General features: G+C 66.2%; 17 protein-coding genes and 3 tRNA genes. 6 read left to right on the top strand and 14 right to left on the bottom strand.

What is annotated here, in order from left to right; translation table 11 throughout:
• Positions 1-28 precede the first annotated feature (28 nt).
• Positions 29-802, bottom strand: a complete 774-nt coding sequence (locus ACQ5BL_RS09410; protein WP_243808777.1) for an SDR family oxidoreductase — start codon at positions 800-802, stop codon at positions 29-31.
• Between the two features lie 173 nt (positions 803-975).
• Between ACQ5BL_RS09410 and ACQ5BL_RS09405 the strand changes: the two genes are divergently transcribed.
• Positions 976-2,550, top strand: a complete 1,575-nt coding sequence (locus ACQ5BL_RS09405) for an ArnT family glycosyltransferase (protein WP_243808778.1) — start codon at positions 976-978, stop codon at positions 2,548-2,550.
• Here ACQ5BL_RS09405 and ACQ5BL_RS09400 read toward each other — a convergent pair.
• Genes ACQ5BL_RS09400 through rimO form a run of 3 tightly spaced genes read right to left on the bottom strand, consistent with a single transcriptional unit; the run spans position 2,498 to position 4,710 of the window.
• Positions 2,498-2,866 (bottom strand): DUF2784 domain-containing protein, encoded by a 369-nt coding sequence (locus ACQ5BL_RS09400; RefSeq protein WP_243808779.1) that lies wholly within the window; start codon positions 2,864-2,866, stop codon positions 2,498-2,500. The genes ACQ5BL_RS09405 and ACQ5BL_RS09400 overlap by 53 nt on opposite strands.
• A 7-nt stretch (positions 2,867-2,873) precedes the next feature.
• Positions 2,874-3,335: a DUF1456 family protein gene (locus ACQ5BL_RS09395; RefSeq protein ID WP_243808780.1), complete on the bottom strand. Its 462-nt coding sequence runs from the start codon at positions 3,333-3,335 to the stop codon at positions 2,874-2,876.
• Positions 3,336-3,387: 52 nt separating this feature from the next.
• Positions 3,388-4,710 carry a 30S ribosomal protein S12 methylthiotransferase RimO gene (rimO, locus tag ACQ5BL_RS09390; RefSeq protein ID WP_207885392.1) on the bottom strand — a complete coding sequence of 441 codons (1,323 nt, stop codon included), beginning with the start codon at positions 4,708-4,710 and terminating at the stop codon, positions 3,388-3,390.
• Positions 4,711-4,953: 243 nt separating this feature from the next.
• On the opposite strand from rimO, the gene ACQ5BL_RS09385 reads away from it, so the two are divergent.
• Positions 4,954-6,858 (top strand): potassium transporter Kup, encoded by a 1,905-nt coding sequence (locus tag ACQ5BL_RS09385; protein WP_243808781.1) that lies wholly within the window; start codon positions 4,954-4,956, stop codon positions 6,856-6,858.
• Positions 6,859-7,084: 226 nt separating this feature from the next.
• Here ACQ5BL_RS09385 and ACQ5BL_RS09380 read toward each other — a convergent pair whose 3' ends face one another.
• The 6 genes from ACQ5BL_RS09380 to ACQ5BL_RS09355 all read right to left on the bottom strand — a co-directional run bounded on the left by ACQ5BL_RS09380 (position 7,085) and on the right by ACQ5BL_RS09355 (position 12,313).
• Entirely contained in the window at positions 7,085-7,648 is a 564-nt protein-coding gene (locus tag ACQ5BL_RS09380) for a cytochrome b (RefSeq protein ID WP_243808782.1), read from the bottom strand.
• A 134-nt stretch (positions 7,649-7,782) separates the two neighbouring features.
• Positions 7,783-9,057 carry a virulence factor family protein gene (locus ACQ5BL_RS09375; protein WP_243808783.1) on the bottom strand — a complete coding sequence of 425 codons (1,275 nt, stop codon included), beginning with the start codon at positions 9,055-9,057 and terminating at the stop codon, positions 7,783-7,785.
• 1 nt (position 9,058) lies between these two features.
• Positions 9,059-11,704 carry a bifunctional lysylphosphatidylglycerol flippase/synthetase MprF gene (gene mprF, locus ACQ5BL_RS09370; RefSeq protein WP_243808784.1) on the bottom strand — a complete coding sequence of 882 codons (2,646 nt, stop codon included), beginning with the start codon at positions 11,702-11,704 and terminating at the stop codon, positions 9,059-9,061.
• A gap of 145 nt (positions 11,705-11,849) precedes the next feature.
• Positions 11,850-11,926: transfer RNA gene (locus tag ACQ5BL_RS09365), tRNA-Met, on the bottom strand.
• 117 nt (positions 11,927-12,043) lie between these two features.
• Positions 12,044-12,120: transfer RNA gene (locus ACQ5BL_RS09360), tRNA-Met, on the bottom strand.
• A gap of 116 nt (positions 12,121-12,236) precedes the next feature.
• Positions 12,237-12,313: transfer RNA gene (locus tag ACQ5BL_RS09355), tRNA-Met, on the bottom strand.
• A 201-nt stretch (positions 12,314-12,514) separates the two neighbouring features.
• Here ACQ5BL_RS09355 and dinB point away from each other — a divergent pair.
• A complete protein-coding gene (gene dinB / locus ACQ5BL_RS09350) occupies positions 12,515-13,570 on the top strand; it encodes a DNA polymerase IV (protein ID WP_243808921.1) in 1,056 nt (351 codons plus the stop codon).
• A gap of 18 nt (positions 13,571-13,588) precedes the next feature.
• On the opposite strand, the gene ACQ5BL_RS09345 is transcribed toward dinB, so the two are convergent.
• From ACQ5BL_RS09345 to ACQ5BL_RS09330, 4 genes are all read right to left on the bottom strand, one after another.
• Positions 13,589-13,987: an META domain-containing protein gene (locus ACQ5BL_RS09345; RefSeq protein WP_207885386.1), complete on the bottom strand. Its 399-nt coding sequence runs from the start codon at positions 13,985-13,987 to the stop codon at positions 13,589-13,591.
• A complete protein-coding gene (locus tag ACQ5BL_RS09340; RefSeq protein WP_430293104.1) occupies positions 13,984-14,424 on the bottom strand; it encodes a hypothetical protein in 441 nt (146 codons plus the stop codon). Before ACQ5BL_RS09340 ends, ACQ5BL_RS09345 begins: the two co-directional genes overlap by 4 nt.
• A gap of 62 nt (positions 14,425-14,486) precedes the next feature.
• Positions 14,487-15,476 (bottom strand): 2-hydroxyacid dehydrogenase, encoded by a 990-nt coding sequence (locus ACQ5BL_RS09335; protein ID WP_243808923.1) that lies wholly within the window; start codon positions 15,474-15,476, stop codon positions 14,487-14,489.
• Between the two features lie 12 nt (positions 15,477-15,488).
• Positions 15,489-18,275, bottom strand: coding sequence for a response regulator (locus ACQ5BL_RS09330; RefSeq protein WP_243808924.1), 2,787 nt, complete (start codon positions 18,273-18,275; stop codon positions 15,489-15,491).
• Between the two features lie 126 nt (positions 18,276-18,401).
• On the opposite strand from ACQ5BL_RS09330, the gene ACQ5BL_RS09325 reads away from it, so the two are divergent.
• From ACQ5BL_RS09325 to cysM, 3 genes are all read left to right on the top strand, one after another.
• On the top strand, positions 18,402-19,112 hold the full coding sequence (locus ACQ5BL_RS09325) for a response regulator transcription factor (protein ID WP_243808925.1): 711 nt from the start codon (positions 18,402-18,404) through the stop codon (positions 19,110-19,112).
• A complete protein-coding gene (locus tag ACQ5BL_RS09320; RefSeq protein WP_430293103.1) occupies positions 19,099-20,460 on the top strand; it encodes a HAMP domain-containing sensor histidine kinase in 1,362 nt (453 codons plus the stop codon). Before ACQ5BL_RS09325 ends, ACQ5BL_RS09320 begins: the two co-directional genes overlap by 14 nt.
• Before the next feature lie 91 nt (positions 20,461-20,551).
• The gene (gene cysM, locus ACQ5BL_RS09315; protein ID WP_207885380.1) at positions 20,552-21,451 is read left to right on the top strand and encodes a cysteine synthase CysM; all 900 of its coding nucleotides are present in this window, start codon (positions 20,552-20,554) and stop codon (positions 21,449-21,451) included.
• The last annotated feature ends 1 nt before the right edge of the window (position 21,452 follow it).

Here is a 21,452-nt window from a genome sequence, read left to right as displayed (position 1 = left end):
GGGGCCGCCATGGTACCCGATTCGGCGATTATCCGAGGTGGAAGCCGCCATCGATGGGGATGATGTTGCCGGTCATGTAGGCGCCGGCAGCGCTCGCCAGGCTGATGGCCAGGGCGGACATTTCTTCCTCTCGGCCCCAACGGCGCATGGGGATGACGGCAGTGTCCGCGGCCATGGCCTGCTCGTCGTTGGCGATGTGACGGGTCATTTTGCTGGGGAAGCGGCCGGGGGCGATGACGTTGACGTTGATGTGGTCGCTCACCAGTTCGCGGGCGAGCATGCGCGACAGCTGGTGCAGCGCGGCCTTGCTCGGGCCATAGGCATAGGCGTTCTCGCCGTGGGAGGTGACGCCGGCCACCGAGCCGATGTTGATCACCCGCGCGGGGCTTTCGGCGCTGCCGGCCTTCTTCAGCAGCGGCAGCAGTTGCTGGATGCAGCTGAACACGGCGGTGACGTTGAGTTGCATGACCTTCTCCCAGCCCGAGGCAGGGTAGCTTTCCAGCGGCGCGCCCCAGGTGGTGCCCGCGTTGTTCACCAGGATGTCGAGGTGGTCCAGGCGCTCGCTCAGCTCGGCGGCGAGGGCGCGGGCTCCTTCCTCGGTGGCGAGGTTGGCCGGCAGGCCGATGCACTGGCCGTACTGCGACAGCTCAGCGGCGGTGTCGGCGCAGGCGGCGCCGTCGCGGGCGCAGATGATCACCTTGGCGCCGGCTTCGAGCAGGCCCTGGGCGATCATCCGGCCGATGCCACGGGTGCCGCCGGTGACCAGGGCGGTCCGTCCGGCGAGGGAAAAGTACGGGTGCATGAGCCTCTCCTGGCTGGGGTTTCGCCTCACCCTAGCGGGATCGCCGGGGCGCTCCGAGCACTATCCAACCGGGAAATGCCGACGCATTACGCGATGGCTGCATTTTCTTAACCGGCGCATAACCATCGCTGCTCTAGTGTCCGCTGTACGTTCGGGTGGCCGGGGGCCGGGTGATGCAGGGTTGGAGCAAAGATCGCAAGGCGTTGGCACTGTTGCTGGGCGTTTCCTTCCTGTTGCTGGTGTTCGGCCTGGGCGGCCGCGAGGTCTGGGGGCCGGAGGTGCGCTGGGCGGACATCGTGCTGCAGATGCTGCAGTCGCGGGACTATCTCGACCCCTACCTGAGCGGTGCGCCGTACTACGACAAGCCGCTGCTGTCCTATTGGCTGATCGCGGCGCCGGCCAGTCTGTTCGGCCTCAATCACTGGACGCTGCGCGCCAGCAGTGTGCTCGCCGGGCTGGGCAGCGTCTGGCTGGTCTGGTGGCTGGGCGAGCATCTGCTGCGCAAGGGCACCGGCCTGCTGGCCGGCTGGCTGATGGCGACCACCTTCTATTTCCTGTTCTGGGGGCGGGTGGCGACGGCGGACATGCTGACCGTGTTCGGCGTGCTGGCGGCACTGGCCTGGTACTGGCGCGGGCCGGAGGATACGCGCTTCTCGCACTACCTGGGGTTCTGTCTGATCCTGACGCTGACCTCGCTGTGCAAGGGCCTTATCGGATTCGTCCTGCCGGTCCTGGTGCTGCTGCCGCACCTATTCAGCGCCGGTCGCTGGCGGCGGCATCTCAACCTGCGGCTGGTGGCGGCGCTCGTGGTCTCCGGCGGCGTGTACGCGATTCCCTTCGTGCTGTCGCACCTGTACGGCCAGCCCACCTATGGCGAGAGCGGCCTGGCGCTGGTGTTCCGCGAGAACGTGGTGCGCTTCTTCCAGCCCTTCGACCACGAGGGGCCGATCTACACCTACCTGATTTATCTGCCGGTCTACACCTTGCCCTGGGCGCCACTGTGGATCATCGGCCTGTGGTACGCGGCGCGTCACTGGAAGCAGCTGGAGCCCAACGCGCGCTGGCTGGTCTGGGCCCTGGTGCTGCTGTTCGCGTTCTTCACCGCCAGCGGTAGCCGGCGCAGCTACTACGTGCTGCCGCTGGTGCCGTTCGCCCAGTTGCTGGCTGCCTGGTGGGTGGTGGAGGTTCGCCATCGGCGCGGTCTGGCCGGGCTGGGGCGCATCTGGCCGCGAGCGCTCGGCGCGGGCGCGGTGGTGATGCTGCTGGTGCTGGGCGTGGCCTACCCGTGGAGCAATGGTGGCGGTGGGGTTCCGGGGTTCGCCAGCGACGTGCGCAGCCAGGCTGAGCGGACGGCGCCCTGGTCGCAGTGGCGGGTACTGATCCTCGGCGAACACGATGCGCGGCTGCCCATGTATCTGGAAGAGCAAGGCTCGCGTCAGGCATATCCGTTCCGCTTCGTGCGTTCGGGCTACCCGGAACACGACAGCGCCGCGCTGTTCATCTGGCTTCGCCAGCACACCGGCGAAGACTGGGATCCGGCGCGAACCGTCATCATCACCCAGGCCTCTCGCCCGGGAGAACGCCCATTGGGCTGGCTGGCCGCGGATCATGGCGTGATCGAGTCCGGGCCGAACAACGGCCAGCGGCTGGCGCACAAGACCGGGGATGTCAGCCTGGCCTATCTACCCGCGGGGATCAGCGCGGGTGCAGTCGCCGCCGGGCCAGCAGCAGATAAGGCGGGAGATTGATCGCCAGCACCACCAGACCGAGGCCGATCTGGATCGCCTCGGTCAGCCCGGCGGGATAGATCAGCGGAATCAGGTAGTGCTCGATGAAACCGCCGTCGTAGCCAAGATCGCCCGCCGCCTGGCGGAAGTGGTTTTCCAGCGGCGTGAGCGGGCAGTAGAGGTGGAGGAACTCCACCGCCATGCCCCAGGCCGCCGCGGGCAGGTGCAGCCAGGCCAGGCGCGGCCAGCGCAGCACCAGCAGGCCGCCGAGCAGCACGAAGAGGATGAACCCCAGGTGCAGCAGGACCACGGCGTCGGCGGCAAGGCGGGCGAGCATGGCGGCCTCAGCGCTGCTGGCGCTGGGTCAGGCCCTTGAGGAAGTTGCGCAGCAGTTGGTCGCCGCAGGGCCGGTAGTTGTTGTGGCCGGGCTTGCGGAACAGCGCGCCCAGTTCCGTCTTGGTCACGATGAAGCCCACGCTGTCGAGGATCGCGAGAATGTCGTCGTCGCGCAGCTCGAAGGCCACGCGCAGCTTCTTCAGGGTGATGTTGTTGGTCAGCGGCAGTTCCACCGGCGGCAGCGGGCGCGATTCGTCGCGGCCACGGCGATGCACGATCAGGCCGTCGAGGAAGTGCGCCAGCACGCGGTCGCTGCACGGCTTGAAGTCCGGCTCGTCGTCGCGGGCGAGGAAGGCGCCGACGTCCTCGACGCTGAGGTTGAAGCCGGCCAGCGCGGTGATCTCGGCGACCTGGGCATCGCGGATGTCCAGCAGGTAGCGCAGGCTGCGCAGTACGTCGTTGTTGGTCATGTGCATCCCGATAGCAGAAATGAAAAGCCCCGCATCGGCGGGGCTTTGCGGATCAGACCAGTTCGGCCCAGAGGTCGTACTCGTCGGCGTCGGTGATGCGCACGCGCACCTTGTCGCCCGGCTTCACATCGAAGGTATCGATGTACACCGCGCCATCGATTTCCGGGGCGTCGGCGAAGGAGCGGCCGACCGCGCCTTCATCGTCCACTTCGTCGATCAGCACGTCGATTTCCTTGCCGATCTTCAGTTGCAGGCGGGCGGCGGAGATCGCCTGCTGGTGCGCCATGAAGCGCTCCCAACGATCCTGCTTGACGTCGTCGGGCACGATTTCCAGACCCAGGTCGTTGGCCGGGGCGCCTTCCACCGGGGAGTACTGGAAGCAGCCGACGCGGTCGAGCTGGGCTTCGGTCAGCCAGTCCAGCAGGTACTGGAAGTCTTCCTCGGTCTCGCCGGGGAAGCCAACGATGAAGGTGGAGCGGATGGTCAGCTCGGGGCAGATCTCGCGCCACTTCTTGATGCGCGCCAGGGTCTTGTCCTCGAAGGCGGGGCGCTTCATGGACTTGAGCACTTTCGGGCTAGCGTGCTGGAAGGGGATGTCCAGGTAGGGCAGCAGCTTGCCCTCGGCCATCAGCGGGATCACGTCGTCGACGTTGGGGTACGGGTACACGTAGTGCAGGCGCACCCATACGCCCATGGAGGAGAGCGCCTGGCAAAGCTCCAGCATGCGGGTCTTCACCGGCTGGCCGTCCCAGAAGTCCATCTTGTACTTCAGGTCCACGCCGTAGGCGCTGGTGTCCTGGGAGATGACCAGCAGTTCCTTGACGCCGGCCTTGACCAGGCGCTGGGCTTCGCTGAGCACGTCACCCACCGGGCGGCTGACCAGCTTGCCGCGCATGGACGGGATGATGCAGAAGCTGCAGCTGTGGTTGCAGCCTTCGGAAATCTTCAGGTAGGCGTAGTGGCGCGGGGTCAGCTTGATGCCCTGCGGCGGCACCAGGTCGATCAGCGGGTTGTGCTCGGCCTTGGGCGGGATCACTTCATGGACGGCGTTGACCACCTGCTCGTACTGCTGCGGGCCGGTCACGGCCAGCACGCTGGGGTGCACGTCACGGATGCTGTCTTCGGCCACGCCCATGCAACCGGTGACGATCACCTTGCCGTTCTCGGCGATGGCTTCGCCAATGGCGTCCAGAGACTCGGCCTTGGCACTGTCAATGAAACCGCAGGTGTTCACCACCACCACGTCTGCGTCCTGGTAGGTGGGGACGATTTCGTACCCCTCCATGCGCAGCTGGGTGAGGATGCGTTCGGAGTCGACAGTCGCTTTCGGGCATCCGAGCGAGACGAAACCTACTTTGGGGGTGGCGGTGGACATGTGCGGCTAACCTCGAAGGGCGCGCTGGTGGCGCCTCTGATCAAAAAGTGCGCAATTCTAGCGGCAGCCCGCGCGCTTGACCAGTCTCCCTGGGACAAGCTGTCGCAGATGCCCGCAAGCGCGTGCCAGCCGGTAATTGTGGGCAACAGGCTCTATAGTCTTTCAAATCGAATGCGACCGGCTCTTGCATCGACGAAAGGGTCGGAGCAGGATGCGCCGAATTTTTCTGAGGAATCTTGTTACATGTCCGATGCAAGCGCCGGCACCGTTGAGCATGAACAGCCCCATTCCAGCTCCGCGATCGGCCTGATGGTCGGCGCCGTGGGCGTCTGCTACGGCGATATCGGCACCAGCCCGCTGTATACCCTCAAGGAAGTCTTCGTCGGCGGTTATGGCGTACAGCCCAACCACGACGGCGTGCTCGGCGTGCTCTCGCTGATCTTCTGGTCGCTGATCTGGGTGGTGTCGATCAAGTACGTGATCTTCGTACTGCGCGCCGATAACCAGGGCGAGGGCGGGGTGATGGCGCTGTCGGCCCTGGCCCGCCGCGCCGCCACTGGCCGGCATCGGTTGCAGGCGTTCGTGGTGATCGCCGGCCTGATTGGCGCGGCGTTGTTCTACGGCGACAGCATGATCACCCCAGCGATCTCGGTGCTCTCGGCCATCGAGGGCCTGGAGATCGCATTCACCGGCCTGGAGCACTGGGTGGTGCCGCTGTCGCTGATCGTGCTGGTCGGCCTGTTCCTCATCCAGAAGCATGGCACCGCGCGCATCGGCATCCTCTTCGGGCCGATCATGGTGGCCTGGTTCGTGGCCCTGGCGGCGCTGGGCGCCTACGGCGTGTCGCAACAGCCGGAAGTGCTGAAGGCGATGAACCCGGCCTGGGCACTGAACTTCTTCATCTCCCACCCGGGCATCGGCGTGGCCATCCTCGGCGCCACCGTGCTGGCGCTGACCGGCGCCGAGGCGCTGTATGCGGATATGGGCCACTTCGGCCGCAAGCCGATCGCCCGCGCCTGGTTCGCCCTGGTGCTGCCGGCACTGGTGCTCAACTACTTCGGCCAGGGCGCGACCATCCTGGTCAACGCCGATGCCGCGCGTAACCCCTTCTACCTGACCGCGCCGGGCTGGGCACTGGTGCCGATGGTGGCGCTGTCCACCGCAGCGACCGTGATCGCGTCCCAGGCGGTGATTTCCGGCGCCTTCTCCCTGACCCGCCAGGCCATTCAGCTCGGCTTCGTGCCCCGCATGGTGATCCAGCACACCTCCAGCCATGAACAGGGCCAGATCTATATCGGCATGGTGAACTGGGCGCTGATGGTGGGCGTGGTGCTGCTGGTACTCGGTTTCGAATCCTCCGCCGCCCTGGCCTCGGCCTACGGCGTGGCGGTGACCGGCACCATGCTGATGACCACCCTGCTGATGGGCGTGGTGATCTGGCTGCTGTGGAAGTGGCCGCTGTGGCTGGCCATTCCGTTCTTCCTGATGATGCTGCTGGTGGACAGCCTGTTCTTCGCCGCCAACCTGCCCAAGGTCGTTCAGGGCGGCGCCTTCCCGGTGGTTGCCGGTATCGGCCTGTTCATCCTGATGACCACCTGGAAGCGCGGCCGCCAACTGCTGGTGGATCGCCTCGACGAAGGTTCGCTGCCGCTGCCGCTGTTCATCTCCAGCATCCGCTCGCAGCCGCCGCACCGCGTGCAGGGCACCGCCGTGTTCCTCACCGCGCGCTCCGACGCCGTGCCCCATGCGCTGTTGCACAATCTGCTGCACAACCAGGTCCTGCACGAGCAGGTGGTGCTGCTCACCGTGGTCAACGAAGACAGTCCGCGGGTCAGCCCGGATCGCCGTTTCGAGGTGGATGCCTACGGTGAGGGCTTCTTCCGCGTGGTGTTGCACTTCGGCTTCATGGAAGACCCGGACATTCCGCTGGCGCTCAAGCTCTGCCACCTCAACGAACTGGACTTCAGCCCGATGCGCACTACCTACTTCCTCAGCCGCGAGACGGTGATTCCGTCCAAGCTGATCGGCATGGCGCGCTGGCGCGAGGGGCTGTTCGCCTTCCTGCTGAAGAACGCCAACGGCAACCTGCGTTACTTCAACCTGCCGCTGAACCGGGTGATCGAACTGGGGACGCAGGTGGAGATCTGAGTTTCCACGGCATGAAAAAAGCGCGCCCGATGGCGCGCTTTTTCTTTGGGCGTCTTTTGTAGGAGCGGATTTATCCGCGATTCGACGGCAGGACCGGTGTCGGTCGGGGTCGAGAGCACGCCAGATTCAACCTGTAGGAGCGCCCCATGGGCGCGATTCGCGGGCATGGCCCGCTCCTACGGGAAGAGAGGGGCGCACAACCGCGAACGGTAGTACGCCCTGCGATTTAATCAGGCCGTGCCTCGCCCTTGCCCGGCAGCATGCGCACCAGGGTGTTGTCGCGGCTGATGTAGTGGTGGAACAGCGCCGCCAGGGCATGCAGGCCGATCATCCAGTAGCCCAGCACGGCGATGGTCTCATGCCATTCCTTGACCTGCTTGGCCAGATCCGGGTTCTTGTCCACCAGATGGGGCAGTTCCATGCCCCAGAAGGGGATCGGCTTGTCGGCGGCGCTGAGGATCACCCAGCCGGCCAGGGGCAGGCCGATCATCAGGCCGTAGAGCGCTACGTGCATCAGCTTGGCCAGCTTCATCTGCCAGCTCGGCGGCGCCGGGTAGATCGGCGGGGTCGGGTAGATGAAGCGGGCGATCAGGCGCAGCCAGACCAGCACGAAGACGCTCAGGCCGAGCACGAAGTGCCAGTGCTTGAGGAACTCGCGGGCTTCGCTGCCCTTGGGGAAGTTCCCGCGCAGTTCCATGCTGGCGTACACCGCCGCGATCAGCAGCAGCATGATCCAGTGCATGGCGATGGAAAGGCTTCCGTAGCGGGAGGGTTTCTTTGTCAGGCTCATGACGTTTCCTTGTTTGGCTTCGCGGACCCCGCTCTGGCAACGGGGCTGACAGTGTCAGTCTAGAGCCTTAAGCCAGTCTGAAGCAGCCCCGCTGCAGGGAGAAAGGGCCGCTTTGCGCGGCCCTTTGACGAGGATCAGCCTTCGTTGTCGGCCGCCTGGCGGGTGCGGATGGCGTCGACCAGGCGCTTGGCGAGCGCCGGATAGTTCTCGTCGAAATGGTGGCCGCCGGGGAGCTGGAGGTTTTCCCCGACCGACTGCGGCTGGGTGCAGCCGCTCTCGTCCTTCTCCTCGATACCGTACACACACAGCACCTTGGGTCCTGGCAGGCGGGCCATTTCCGGGCCGGTGGCGGCTTCCTGGCCGGCCTTGCCCAGCCAGCCCTGCACTTCGATCTCGAAGCTGCCGCTGCGGGCGAAGGCCAGCAGGATCACCGCGCTGACATCCTTCTTGGCGTCTGCCGGCAGGCGGTTGTAGATCGCCGGCAGCACGTCGGCGCCGAAGGAGTAGCCGGCCAGCACGAAGTGCTTGGCGCCCCATTTCTGGCGGTAGTGCTGCATCAGCACGGCGAGGTCGGCGGCGCTCTGCTCGGGGCTCTTGTGCTCCCAGAAATAGCGCAGGGCATCGACACCCACCACCGGGTAGCCCAGCTCGGCCATCTGCGCGGCGACGTCGCGGTCCAGGTCGCGCCAGCCACCGTCGCCGGAGTAGAACAGGGTGACGGTTTCCGACGGCTTGGCGGCGGGGACTTCCACCACCGGCACGTTGTCGTTGCCGCCTTGCAGCAAGTGGTGCAGCTGGTCGGCAAGGACCTTGGGCAGCGGCGTGTCGTAATCGCTGATCACCGTCTCGGCATTCTTCAGGCCACGGGCGAAGCGTGCGCTGGGATCATCCGGGTTGTCGTTCCAGGCGGCCAGCCAGTGGCCGTGGGCGGCGCTCTGCGGCAACGGCGTGGCGGCGCAGTCGGGCTTGTCCAGGGAGAAGCCGACCGACAGGGCATGGGCTTTGTCGTCACTTTGCCCGGCGAGCCAGCGCCAGGCATAGGCGCCGCCTTCTCCGATGCCGGCGACCAGGGTCGGCTGGCCCTCCAGCAGCTCGCTGGCAGCCTTGATGCGTGCCTGTTGGACGGCGCAGTCCTTGTCCGGGAAGACGAACTGCACCACGCGGGCGCCCGTGTCGTGGGCCAGGGCCAGCAGTTGGCCGTCGTCCAGTTTCTGGTCCGGCTGCACCGCCAGCAGGACGCGCGCGGTGGGTTGCTTGGCGGGGATGGCCAGGCCGACGGCGCTGCCGTCGGCCAACTGGCGGTGTTCCAGGACGGCCTGGGCGGCGGGGCGGCTCCACAGCAGCAGGCCTGCGGCGATGATGACCAGGAGGAGCAGGGCGAGCAGGTGCCGCCAGCGACGTTTCAACATTTCAGCGTTTCACCAATCCACTCAGACCGCCGGCGATCAGCGCGGCGGTATCGGCCAGGGCCACCAGCGGATCCAGTCCGGCGGGCACGGCGAGATAACGGGGCTCCCAGTCGGGCTGGAACTTGTCCTTGAAGCGGCGCAGCCCCTGGAAATTGTAGAACTGCTCGCCCCGGCGGAAGACCAGGGCGCCCAGGCGCTGGGTCAGCGGCGCGCCACGGCGCGGCTGCAGGCCGGCGAGCGGCACCATGCCCAGGCTGAAGCGGGTGTGCCCGCTTTCCTTGTAATGCAGGATCAGGCCGAGCATGAGGAATTCCATGGTCAGCTTCGGCGCGTCGGGCGCCATGCGCATCAGGTCGATGCTCGCCACGTCCTTGCTGCCGGTTTCCAGCAGGTTGGCGAAGGCCACGGCGCGGCCCTCGTGGCGGATCACCACGATGCGGAAGTAGTTCAGGTATTCGGGAGTGAAGCGGCCCAGGGAGAAGCCCTTCTCGCGGACGTTCTTGCCGCCCAGCCAGGCGTCGGAGATCGCCCGCAGTTCCTCCATCGGTGCCTGGCCCGCCTCGTGGAACTCCAGGCTCAGGCCGTCGCGCTGACCCCGGTTCCAGGTGTAGCGCAGGTCCTTCATTTCCTTGCCCTTGTTCTCCAGGTCGAAGCGGCGCAGGTCGACCCGTGCCTCCTCGCCGAGCTTGAGGGCGGTCAGGCCGATGTCCATGTACAGCGGCAGGTTCTCCGCTCGTACCTGGTAGAACACCGGGCGTGCATGATGCAGGTCGCAAAGGTCGCGGAATTGCCAGATCAGCTCGGCGCGGGACTGCGGCGGGCCCACCGGGTCGAACAGCGCCACCAGGCTGCGGCCACGGCGGGCATACATCAGGAAGGCGTCGTTGCCGGCGTGGAACAGCAGTGCCTTGTCGCCGGACAGCGCCAGGCCGCCATCCGGTTGCGAGGAGTTGGCGAGGATGCCGGCGGCGATGTTCAGTTCTTCGCGGCTGGGCTCGAGAATGGCCGGCGGCTCGGTGCGCAGCAGCCAGTACAGCGCCAGGGCGGCCAGCAGCAGGCAACTGCCCAGGGCGGCGCGCAGGCCGCGCGGCGCGTCGGCGTCCAGGGCGAACTGCCACCAGAGCTCCTGATCGTAGGGCACGTCCTGGTAGGCGAACAGCAGCAGCCAGATGGACGCGGCAATGACGCAGGCGGCCGCGCCCAGGTAAAGCGGCGAGAAGGGCAGGTCCATCAGACGGCTGCGACGGTAGAAGGCGCTGCGGAAGACCACCAGCAGCGCGGCGGTGAAGCTCAGGATCAGTGCTTCTTCCCAGTCGAAGCCCTTGAGCAGCGACAGCGCCGCGCCGGCCACCAGCAGGCCGAGGGTCAGTGCCCAGGCGGCGGACAGGCGCCGGCGCAGGCCGTAGGCGAGCAGCAGGCAGAGCACGCCGATCAGGCTGGCGGCCAGGTGCGAGGCATCGATGAGGCGGTGCGGTACCAGGAAGCCGATTTCCTCCAGACGGGTGTCGATGGAAGGCGTGGCGCCGGAGAACAGCAGCACGACGCCGGAGATGAACACCAGCAGCGAGAGGATCTGCGCGGCGAAACCGGAGGTGATCCGTACCGCCTGCTTGGCCACCAGTACCCGGCGTGCTTCGAGGAACAGCAGCAGCAGGCAGGCGACGATCAGCGGCAGTACCACGTAGATCAGGCGGTACAGCAACAGCGCGGCGGCCAGCGGCGCGGCGCCCAGTTGCCCGGCGAAGGCTGCCAGCAGCACTGCCTCGAAGACCCCGACGCCGCCAGGAACGTGGCTGAGCACGCCGGCCGCCAGGGCGATCAGGTAGACCAGCAGGAAGGCGCCGAAGGGCGGGGCTTCCGGCAGCAGCAGGTAGAGCACGGTGGCGGCAGCGGCTACGTCGAGCGCGGTGATCAGCAGCTGCAGCAGCGTCAGGCGCAGGCCGGGCAGGCGCACGGTGCGGCGGCCGATGCGCACCAGATGGCTGTCGGGCGAGGGTTGTTCCGGCAGGCGGCGACGTTCGATGCCAACCACCAGCAGGATGCAGAAGGCGATGATGCCCAGGGCGAGCACCGCGACCAGCCAACTCGGCAGGTGCAGGGCCAGTGAAGCATCGGACAAGTCGCTCAGGGCGGCCAGCGCGGCCAGTACCGGCAGAGCGCAGCCGAGGGAGAGGCTGGCGAACAGGGTCATCCGCGCGACTTCGCCAGCACCCAGACCCTGGCGGGCATACAGGCGATAACGCACCGACCCGCCGGAAAGCATCGACAGCCCGACGGCATTACCGATGGCGAAGGCCGAGAAGCCGCCGGTGAGCAGCGCCGAAGGGGAGAGCTTCACCCCGGCGAAGCGGGTGGCCGACCATTCGTAGCCCAGCAGGGTGATGAAGCCGGCGACGGTGGCGGCGAAGGCGCCGGCCAGGGAGGCGGTGGGGACGTCGAGAATGGCGTCGTGCAGGGAGTAGGCATCGATGTCGCGCAGCAGGTGGTAGCAGGCGATCAGCGCGAGGCTGAACAGCAGCAACGTGACGCCCAGACCGATCGGCTGGCGATTGGCATTGATCCAGTGCAGAAGCCCGTGTTGCTGCGGCCGTTCGCCGACTGCGGGGCTATCTGGTGGGGCAGGGTTGGCGCTCATCGGGCACCTCATCGATTTTGCGCGACAGAGTAGGGGCAGTGGCGCGATTTCCCAAGTCTCTCGGGAGGATTTCTTCCTGGGAGCGAGGATTTGCTGAAGCAGTTTCTCTGGCACAACGAAAAAAGCCACTCCTAAGAGTGGCTTTCTTCTTGATGTCTGGTTGCGGGAGCAGGATTTGAACCTACGACCTTCGGGTTATGAGCCCGACGAGCTACCAGACTGCTCCATCCCGCGGCGGCCATTCTACGCAGATGAAGGCTTGTGTCAATCGATATTTCCGTTTTCGATCAAAGATTTAAATCGCGCGCAAACGAAAAAGGCCACTCCGAAGAGTGGCCTTTTCACGGTGTCTGGTTGCGGGAGCAGGATTTGAACCTACGACCTTCGGGTTATGAGCCCGACGAGCTACCAGACTGCTCCATCCCGCGGCGGCCATTCTACGCAGATGAAAGCTCTTGTCAATCGATATTTCGCCTTCGATCAATAATTTAAATCACGTACAAACGAAAAAGGCCACTCCGAAGAGTGGCCTTTTCACGGTGTCTGGTTGCGGGAGCAGGATTTGAACCTACGACCTTCGGGTTATGAGCCCGACGAGCTACCAGACTGCTCCATCCCGCGGTGACCATTCTACGCGGGTTGACTGCCGTGTCAATTGAAAGGAGGAAAAAGTCATTTCCAATCATATGGTTAGTGGAGGTGAGGCCTGCGGGAGGCGCTCTTGCAGGCGTGGCTAACGGTGGGGTTGGACCTTATTTGAAGCCTGTATAATGGAGAGCCGTCTTTTATCGAGGCGGTAAACACGTTCGGCTAGCAGGCACTATGCGGCAACGAAAGATCATCCACATCGATTGCGACTGCTTCTATGCCGCCATCGAAATGCGCGACGACCCGAGCCTCGTGGGCAAGCCGCTGGCCGTGGGTGGTTCGCCGGACAAGCGCGGCGTGGTCGCCACCTGCAACTACGAGGCGCGCGCCTACGGCCTGCATTCGGCGATGGCGATGCGCACGGCAGTGAAGCTGTGCCCCGACCTGACCATCGTCCGCCCGCGCATGGACGTGTACCGCGAGACCTCCCGCGAGATCCACGCGATCTTCCGCGACTACACCGAGCAGATCGAACCGCTGTCGCTGGATGAGGCGTACCTGGACGTCAGCGACAGCGAGCGTTGCGGCGGCAGCGCCACGCGGATCGCCCAGGAAATTCGCCAGCGTGTCTGGGAAACCCTGCACATCACGGTGTCGGCCGGGGTAGCGCCGAACAAGTTCATCGCCAAGATTGCCAGCGACTGGCGCAAGCCCAACGGCCTGTTCGTGGTGACGCCGGACGAGGTGGACGGCTTCGTCGCCGAGCTGCCGGTGAAGAAACTGCACGGTGTGGGCAAGGTCACCGCGGAGAAGTTGGCGCGCCTGGGCATCCGTACCTGTGCGGACCTGCGCGACTGGTCGCGAATCCAGCTGGCCAAGGAGTTCGGCAGCTTCGGTGAGCGGCTCTGGGGGCTGTCGCGGGGGATCGATGAGCGCCCGGTGCAGGTGGACAGCCGGCGCCAGTCGATCAGCGTGGAGAACACTTTTGACCAGGACCTGCCCGACCTGGCCGCCTGCCAGGAGGAACTGCCGTCACTGCTGGGCGAGCTGGAGCGGCGCATGACGCGCCTGGATGCCAGCTACCGGCCGGGCAAGCCCTTCATCAAGCTGAAGTTCCACGACTTCACCCAGACCACCCTGGAACAGGCCGGTGCGGCGCGGGACCTGGACAGCTATCGGCTGTTGCTGGGGCAGGCGTTCCAGCGCGGCAACAAGGCGGTGCGGCTGATCGGCGTGGGGGTGCGCCTGGTCGACCTGCGAGGGGCGCACGAGCAGCTCAGCCTGTTCTGAGATTTCAGGAATCGAGGATCAGCCTTCCGGCCACATGCGCATGGCGCGGCCCGAAGCCGGCCACAGGCGCAGTTCGCCTTCTTCGGTGATGTCCCAGCGCTGGATTTCGCCGAGCATCTTGAGGAACTGCTGTTCCTGTTCCATCAGCGCCTCGGCGCACATCTTGCGGGTGGAACCGGGCTTGCCGAAGGTCAGCTTGTCGTCGTCCAGCGTGTAGCTGGCGAACCAGTGGTTGCAGCCGGCGCTGCCATAGGCGCGGCCGCTGCCATCGAGGGTCAGGGTGACGTGGCTGTAGTCGATCAGCGGACGCTCGCCGATCCACTCGATGCGGTAGGTCTGGTCGGCTTCAGGGACCGGCTTGCTGGCGCAACCGGCTACGGCCAGCGCCATGCAGGCGCCGGCGAACAGGGTCTTCATGCAATCTCCTTGCTCTGGCAATCCGGGCAGAGGTGGCGGGTGCCGGCCTTCGCCCAACCCAGCTCGCCGATGCGCGCTTCGGCGGCAGGCTGCTGGGCGGCCTTGCCGAGGGTAGCGTCGACGGCGAATTCGAACTTCAGTGTAGCCGCGCAACCGTCACAGTTGACCGTCCATTCGTGGATGGCCAGTTCCCGGAACACCGGCCCCTTGGCCACGGCCATCCACTGTCCCGGCGGGTTGATCAGATGGCGGACCTTTTCCACGTCCAGCGTCATGCTCAGGCTCTTGCTGCCCTTGAGGCTGACCAGCAGGATGTCGCCAGCCTGGATCGAGCCGCCGATGCCGGTGACCTGGTAGCGGCCCGGAGTCAGCGCACGGCACTCGTTGAGGGTGAATTGCGGGTTGAGCAGGGTGTAGCGGAAATCGTGCTGGGCCATGGGTCCTCCGGGAAAGCGCGGCATTCTAGGCGGCGTAGCGCTCGGATGCGAGCGCCAACCGATCAAGCTTCAACCAGATTGACCGGCGTGCCGGCCTGCCAGGCGCCGATGTTGTCCAGCGTGGTTTCGGCGATGGCGGCCAGCGCCTCGCGGGTCAGGAACCCCTGGTGGGCGGTGATGATGACGTTCGGGAAGGTCAGCAGGCGCGCCAGCACGTCGTCCTGCAGCGGCTGGTCGGAACGGTCGGCGAAGAAGATGTCGGCTTCTTCTTCATAGACGTCCAGGCCGAGGTAGCCGAGCTGGCCGCTTTTCAGCGCCTCGATCAGCGCCGGGGTGTCCACCAGCGCGCCGCGCCCGGTATTGATCAGCATGGCGCCGCGCTTCATCCGTTGCAGGCTGCGCGGGTTGATCAGGTGCCGGGTGGCATCGTTGAGCGGGCAATGCAGGCTGAGGATGTCGGACTGGGCGAGCAGGTCGTCCAGCTCGACGAAGCGGCCGCCCAGGGCCTCGATGGCGCGGTTGGGGTAAGGGTCGTAGGCCAGGATATGGCAGCCGAAGCCGCTCATGATGCGGGCGAAGACTTCGCCGATCTGGCCGCTGCCGATGAGACCGACCGTGCGCCCATGCAGGTCGAAGCCGGTCAGTCCGTGCAGCGAGAAATCGCCGTCGCGGGTGCGGTTGTAGGCGCGGTGAAGCTGCCGGCAGAGCGCCAGGACTAATCCCACGGCATGTTCCGCCACGGCATACGGCGAATAGGCCGGAACCCGCACCACGGAAAGCCCCAGGGCATGGGCGGTCTTGAGGTCGACATGGTTGTAGCCGGCCGAGCGCAGGGCGATCAGGCGGGTTCCGCCGGCGGCCAACTGTTCCAGCACCGGGCGCGACAGATCGTCATTGACGAAGGGGCAGACCACCTCGAAGCCGCTGGCCAGGGCCACGGTGTCCAGGCGCAGTTGCGCCTGCTGGAAATGCAGGTCGAAGCCGTGGCTGTGGTTGGCCGCAAGGAAGCTGTCGTGGTCGTAGGGCTGGTTGCTGAACAGGATGATGCGCATGGTCTTGCTGTCTCAGGGCGTGTCTTGCGGGAGCGCCGCGTTGGCTGCGGTTTCGGCTTCGCGGTTTTCCGTGGCCTTGGCCAGTTCGGCCATGGCCTTGTCGAGCTCGTTCAGGGCCGCGGGGGCGTCCGGGTCGTTCTGCTTGAGCAGCGTCTCCGCCCGCTGGCAGGCGGCGCGCAGCATGGGCACGCCGCAGTAGCGGGTGGCGCCGTGCAGGCGATGGATGCGTTCGAGCAGGGTGTTGCGGTCGTTGCGCTCGCGGGCCTGGCGGATCACCTGGCGGTCGGCGGACAGTGAGGCGAGCAGCATGCCGAGCATGTCGGCGGCCAGTTCCGCCTTGCCGGCAGCCAGGCGCAGGCCTTCGGCGGGGTCCAGCACGCTCAGTGCGCTCAGTCCGGATTCGCTGCTGTGCGGTTCCGTGCGCGGCGCGCCCAGGCGCATCCCGGTCCATTTCAGCAGCACCTGGGTCAACTGGCGCTCGTCGATGGGCTTGGTCAGGTAGTCGTCCATGCCGCCTTGCAGCAGGGCACGCTTCTCGTTGGCCAGGGCGTGGGCGGTGAGGGCGATGATCGGCACCGGACTGACTTCGCGCTCGGCTTCCCATCGGCGAATCGCGTCGGTGGCCTGGCGTCCGTCCATGCCGGGCATCTGCACGTCCATGAACACCAGGTCGAAGCGCTCGCGCTGCACTGCGTCCACGGCGGCCTGGCCGCTGTCGACGGCGACTACCTGGGCGCCCATGTCGCTCAGCAGGGTCTTCACCAGCAGCAGGTTGGCCGGATTGTCGTCGACGCAGAGCAGATGCGGTGCGCGCTCCAGCATGCCGTTGGCGCTCTTTTCCTTGCGGCTCGGACGCAGGTGCAGCAGTTCGTTCAGCGCCTGCTGCAGCTTGCGGGTGCAGGCCGGCTTGCTCTGCACCTGGGATTCGGGCAGCACTGCGTTGTAGTGCGCCTGCTCGATGGTCGGGCAGAGTACCAGGCTCTTGCAGCCGTGCTGTTCGAGCTCACGGATGGACTGCCGCAGCAGCTCCGGCGGGTGGGTGGCGGAGGTCACGCCGAGCAGCGCCAGACCGATCGGCGGCTGGCCCTGGGGATCGACCGCCAGCGCCCGCTCCAGCGACGCGAGATCGGGAAATTCGTTGACCTCCAGGCCGCAGTCTTCCAGCTGGTGGTGCAGTGCGGTGCGGGTCAGCTCATGGGGTTCGTAGAGCGCCACGCGCTGCCCGCCGGCCAGGGCCGGCAGCAGGTCGTCGCCGTCGTCGCGGGCCTTGGGCAGGTTGAGGCTGATCCAGAATTCGGAGCCCTCGCCAGAGCTGCTGTCGACGCCGATCTCGCCGCCCATCTGTTCGATCAGGCGCTTGGAGATGACCAGCCCCAGCCCGGTGCCGCCAGCCTGGCGCGACAGCGAGTTGTCGGCCTGGCTGAAGGCCTGGAACAACGCCCGCAGGTCCGCGTCGGTGAGGCCGACGCCGGTGTCCTGCACGCTGATGCGCAGCTGCGCGCGGTCGTCGCTCTCGTCTTCGAGCATGGCGCGCACGGCGATGCTGCCTTCGTGGGTGAACTTGATGGCGTTGCTCACCAGGTTGGTCAGCACCTGCTTCAGGCGCTGCGGATCGCCCACCAGCTGCAGCGGGGTGTCGCGGTAGATCAGGCTGACCAGCTCCAGCTGCTTTTCGTGGGCGGCGGGGGCGAGGATGGTCAGGGTGTCCTGGATCAGCTCGCGCAGGTTGAAAGGGATGTTTTCCAGCACCAGCTTGCCGGCCTCGATCTTCGAGAAGTCGAGGATCTCGTTGATGATCCCCAGCAGGCTTTCGGCGGACTTGTGGATGGTGCCAAGGTAGTCCTGCTGGCGCGAGGTCAGCTCGCTCTTCTGCAGGAGGTTGGTGAAGCCGAGGATGCCGTTGAGCGGGGTGCGGATCTCGTGGCTCATGTTGGCGAGGAACTCGGACTTGATCCGGCTCGCCTCCAGGGCCTCCTTGCGCGCCAGGTCCAGTTCGATGTTCTGGATCTCGATGGTTTCCAGGTTCTGCCGCACGTCCTCGGTGGCCTGGTCGATGTTGTGCAGCATCTCTTCCTGGGCGCTCTGCAGGGCCTCGGCCATGCGGTTGATGCCGCCAGCGAGCTCGTCCAGTTCGTGGCTGCCCAGTGCCGGCAGGCGGGTTTCCAGACGGCCCTCCTTGAGCTGCGCGACGCCCTGGGCGATCTGCGCCAGCGGCGCGTTGATCGCGCGGCTCATGCGCAGGGCGAGCAGGGCGGTGACCACCAGGCCGGTGATGATCAGCAGCAGGCTGGTGAACAGGCTGCGGTAGCCGCGCAGCAGGGTGCCGTGGTGCGACAGCTCCAGCTCTACCCAGCCGAGCAGCTTGGCGCCGTCGCTGTCCGGGTCGCCCGAAAGGTTGCGGTGCCGGCCCAGTACCGGGAGGAGGAAGTGGGTGGTATCGAGGTTGCTGGTCATGCTCAGGCGCGAACTGTCGCCGCTGGGCATGGGGGTGAGGATGCTGGGGCCGGCGTGGACCAGGCGTTCCCGCTCGGGATTGAGGAAGGTGACGGCACGCACGTCCGGCTGGTCCAGCGCTTCGGTGGCGATGCGCAACAGCAGCTCGGTATTGTTCTGCGCCAGCGCCGGAGCGGACAGTGGCGCCAGTTGCTCGGCGATCAGTTGCCCGCGCTCGATCAGTTGAGCGCGCATATCCGACAACTGCACCCAGGTGAAATAGCCACCCAATACCAGCGCCAACAGGCTAGTGGGCAGCAGGGTGAGCAGCAGGACACGTCCCTTGATGCCGAGATCCTTGAACACGCGATTCCTCCGGTGCGGTTTTCCCCGGCAGTGTAGCGGTTCAGACCTGCGGCAGGGGCCTTCGCCTTGCCGAGATTGCGCCGAATCGGGAATACTGGCCGCAATTGCTAATCACTCTTATTCAATATGAACGCATTTTCCTCCTCGGGTCTGCGCCTGCTGACCATCGAGGACGATCCAACCCTGGGCGCCCACCTGTCTTCCCACCTGAGCGAACGCGGTTTCGCGGTCACCTGGTGCCAGGATGGCGACGCGGGCCTTGCCGAGGCGTGCGGTGGCGATTACGACCTGGTGCTGATGGATATCCTGCTGCCGGGCATCGATGGCCTGGACATCCTGCGCCGGCTGCGGCGCGAGCGTTCGGTGCCGGTGATCCTGATGTCCGCCCTGGGCGCCGAGCAGGACCGCATTGCCGGCTTCTCCCAGGGCGCCGACGACTACCTGCCAAAGCCCTTCAGCCTGGTCGAATTGAGCGTGCGGGTCGATGCGGTGCTGCGCCGGGTGGCGCTGGAGCGCGGGTTGCAGGTGCCGGTGGGCGGCAGCGATGGTCTGCAACTGGACGGCGAAAAGGCCGACGCCAGCCTGGAAGGCAACTGGGCCGGGCTCACCGCGACCGAGTTCCGTCTGCTGGAGACCTTCCTCGCCAGTCCGGGCGAGATACTCAGCAAGGCCTTCCTTTACCAGCATGTCCTGCACCGCGCCTTCACCCCCCATGACCGCGCCCTGGACATGCATGTCAGCCACCTGCGTCGCAAGCTGCAGGCCATCGGCTATCTGCGTCACCAGTTGCAGACGGTGTGGGGCAAGGGCTACGTGCTCCGCGATGGCGATGGCTGACGTACCTGGACGTCACTCGCTGTTCTGGCGGTTGGCGGTCGCGCTGGTGGCCTTCTGCTTGCTGCTGATCTGGCTGTCCTGGTCGTGGGGCAAGCAGGTCGAGCGGCACAGCTACTACCTGTCCGCCGAGGCTCGGGAGGTTCTGGGCGGTTACGCTCGCGAGGCGGAGCAGGCCTGGCGCTCCGGCGGGACGGCTGGGATCGACGCCTGGTTGGAAGGGATGCGCCAGCGCGAGGCGGGCTGGATGACGGTGGTCGATGCCCGGTTGCAGGCCCTGGGCAGCGTTCCGTTGAGCCTGGAGGAAGTCTCGCACCTGACTTTCCAGCGCGGCGTGGAGTGGCCGGTGAGTTCACGCTCTGTTCAACTGCCCTACATCGGCATCCCGTTCCCCGGCGACCCGACTGCTGGCCGCCTGGTGCTGCAGCTTCCGGCGCGCTACCTGCCCAGCGGTTTCACCCTCATTCACCAGTCGCTGACCCACGGCCTGATGCCGATCGTGCTGGCGCTGTTGCTGTGCGCCTTGCTCTACCGTTACCTGGTACGCCCGCTGGCGCGCCTGCGCGAGCACGCCAATGCCCTGCGGGCCGACGACCTGGGCTCGGTGGCCGGCCCCGAGCTCAGCGCCCGACGTGACGAGCTGGGCGAGTTGGGCCGGGCCCTGGACCACATGGCGGAACGCCTGCGTAGCCATGTGGGCTTCCAGCGCCAGTTGCTGCGCGACCTGTCCCACGAACTGCGTACCCCACTCAGTCGCCTGCGGGTGGCGGGCGACAGTCGGATCAGCGAGGCGGCGCTGCGTCAGCGGCTCGAACGCGAGGTGGAGGTGATGCAGCGCCTGGTCGCCGATACCCTGGAGTTGGCCTGGCTGGATACCGAGCGACCGCACCTGGAGCGGGAGGACATCGACCTCCTGTCGCTTTGGGAATTGCTGGTGGACGACGCCCGCTTCGAAGCGGGCTGGGCACCGGAGCGCTTCCTTTATCAGGTGCCGCCCGGGTGTCGCGTGCGCGGCCACCTCAACGGCCTGGCGCGGGCGCTGGAAAACCTGCTGCGCAACGCCATCCGTCACTCGCCCGGCGATGGCCGCATTCGCCTGGGTGGTTGCCGGGAGGGCGCGTTCTGGCACCTCGTACTGGAGGATGACGGCCCCGGCGTTCCCGAGGCCGATCTCGAACGCATCTTCCAGCCCTTCACCCGTCTGTCCGCTGCGCGCAGCGAGGAGGGCTTTGGACTGGGCCTGAGCATCGCCCGCAGTTCGGTGCGCATGCAGGGCGGCGAACTCTGGGCGGATTGCGGTTCGGCGGGGCTGCGCGTGCATCTGCGATTGCCCGCCGCAAGCGGCCTCTGAGCAATTGCACACGGCTTGTTAGGAAACTTCGTATGGCGCGCCGCGGTTTGCCGTTATCATAGGTGGCCTGGTTTCAGATCCGAGTGCCTCCATGACCGTGCAGTATCCGACTATCGCCGATTGCGTCGGCAATACCCCGCTGGTGCGCCTGCAACGCCTGCCTGGGAATACTTCCAACACTCTGCTGGTGAAGCTCGAGGGCAACAACCCCGCGGGTTCGGTGAAGGATCGCCCGGCGCTGTCGATGATCACCCGTGCCGAGCTGCGCGGCGACATCAAGCCCGGCGACACGCTGATCGAAGCCACCTCCGGCAACACCGGCATCGCCCTGGCGATGGCGGCGGCGATCAAGGGCTACCGCATGATCCTGATCATGCCGGACAACTCCACCGCCGAACGCAAGGCCGCCATGACCGCCTACGGCGCCGAGCTGATCCTGGTGACCAAGGAGCAGGGCATGGAAGGCGCCCGCGACCTGGCCGACCAGATGGCGCGCGAAGGTCAGGGCAAGGTCCTCGACCAGTTCGCCAATGGCGACAACCCGATTGCTCACTACAACTCCACCGGCCCGGAAATCTGGCAGCAGACCGGTGGTGAGATCACCCATTTCATCAGCTCCATGGGCACCACCGGCACCATCATGGGGGTATCGCGCTACCTCAAGGAGCAGAACCCGGACGTGCAGATTGTCGGCCTGCAGCCGATGGAAGGCTCGGCCATTCCCGGCATCCGCCGCTGGCCCCAGGAGTACCTGCCGAAGATCTTCGACTCGACCCGTGTCGATCGCGTCGTCGACATGCAGCAGAGCGAAGCCGAAGACGTGATGCGCCGCCTGGCCCGTGAAGAGGGCATCTTCTGCGGCGTGTCGTCCGGCGGTGCGGTGGCGGCCATGCTGCGCCTGTCGCGCGAACTGGAAAACGCGACCCTGGTGGCGATCATCTGCGACCGTGGCGACCGTTATCTGTCCTCGGGCGTGTTCGATCCCCACTGAC

Origin of the sequence: Pseudomonas sp. B1-22 (assembly GCF_050474425.1) — a bacterium.
GTDB lineage: Bacteria > Pseudomonadota > Gammaproteobacteria > Pseudomonadales > Pseudomonadaceae > Pseudomonas.
This window is presented reverse-complemented; position numbering and strand designations above follow the sequence as displayed.

What these genes read in the sequence shown, in the direction of transcription:
- ACQ5BL_RS09410 (WP_243808777.1), bottom strand. Translation starts at nt 802, where the DNA reads ATGCACCCGTACTTTTCCCTCGCCGGACGGACCGCCCTGGTCACCGGC.
- ACQ5BL_RS09405 (WP_243808778.1), top strand. Translation starts at nt 976, where the DNA reads ATGCAGGGTTGGAGCAAAGATCGCAAGGCGTTGGCACTGTTGCTGGGC.
- ACQ5BL_RS09400 (WP_243808779.1), bottom strand. Translation starts at nt 2,866, where the DNA reads ATGCTCGCCCGCCTTGCCGCCGACGCCGTGGTCCTGCTGCACCTGGGG.
- ACQ5BL_RS09395 (WP_243808780.1), bottom strand. Translation starts at nt 3,335, where the DNA reads ATGACCAACAACGACGTACTGCGCAGCCTGCGCTACCTGCTGGACATC.
- rimO (WP_207885392.1), bottom strand. Translation starts at nt 4,710, where the DNA reads ATGTCCACCGCCACCCCCAAAGTAGGTTTCGTCTCGCTCGGATGCCCG.
- ACQ5BL_RS09385 (WP_243808781.1), top strand. Translation starts at nt 4,954, where the DNA reads ATGTCCGATGCAAGCGCCGGCACCGTTGAGCATGAACAGCCCCATTCC.
- ACQ5BL_RS09380 (WP_243808782.1), bottom strand. Translation starts at nt 7,648, where the DNA reads ATGAGCCTGACAAAGAAACCCTCCCGCTACGGAAGCCTTTCCATCGCC.
- ACQ5BL_RS09375 (WP_243808783.1), bottom strand. Translation starts at nt 9,057, where the DNA reads ATGTTGAAACGTCGCTGGCGGCACCTGCTCGCCCTGCTCCTCCTGGTC.
- mprF (WP_243808784.1), bottom strand. Translation starts at nt 11,704, where the DNA reads ATGAGGTGCCCGATGAGCGCCAACCCTGCCCCACCAGATAGCCCCGCA.
- dinB (WP_243808921.1), top strand. Translation starts at nt 12,515, where the DNA reads ATGCGGCAACGAAAGATCATCCACATCGATTGCGACTGCTTCTATGCC.
- ACQ5BL_RS09345 (WP_207885386.1), bottom strand. Translation starts at nt 13,987, where the DNA reads ATGAAGACCCTGTTCGCCGGCGCCTGCATGGCGCTGGCCGTAGCCGGT.
- ACQ5BL_RS09340 (WP_430293104.1), bottom strand. Translation starts at nt 14,424, where the DNA reads ATGGCCCAGCACGATTTCCGCTACACCCTGCTCAACCCGCAATTCACC.
- ACQ5BL_RS09335 (WP_243808923.1), bottom strand. Translation starts at nt 15,476, where the DNA reads ATGCGCATCATCCTGTTCAGCAACCAGCCCTACGACCACGACAGCTTC.
- ACQ5BL_RS09325 (WP_243808925.1), top strand. Translation starts at nt 18,402, where the DNA reads ATGAACGCATTTTCCTCCTCGGGTCTGCGCCTGCTGACCATCGAGGAC.
- ACQ5BL_RS09320 (WP_430293103.1), top strand. Translation starts at nt 19,099, where the DNA reads ATGGCGATGGCTGACGTACCTGGACGTCACTCGCTGTTCTGGCGGTTG.
- cysM (WP_207885380.1), top strand. Translation starts at nt 20,552, where the DNA reads ATGACCGTGCAGTATCCGACTATCGCCGATTGCGTCGGCAATACCCCG.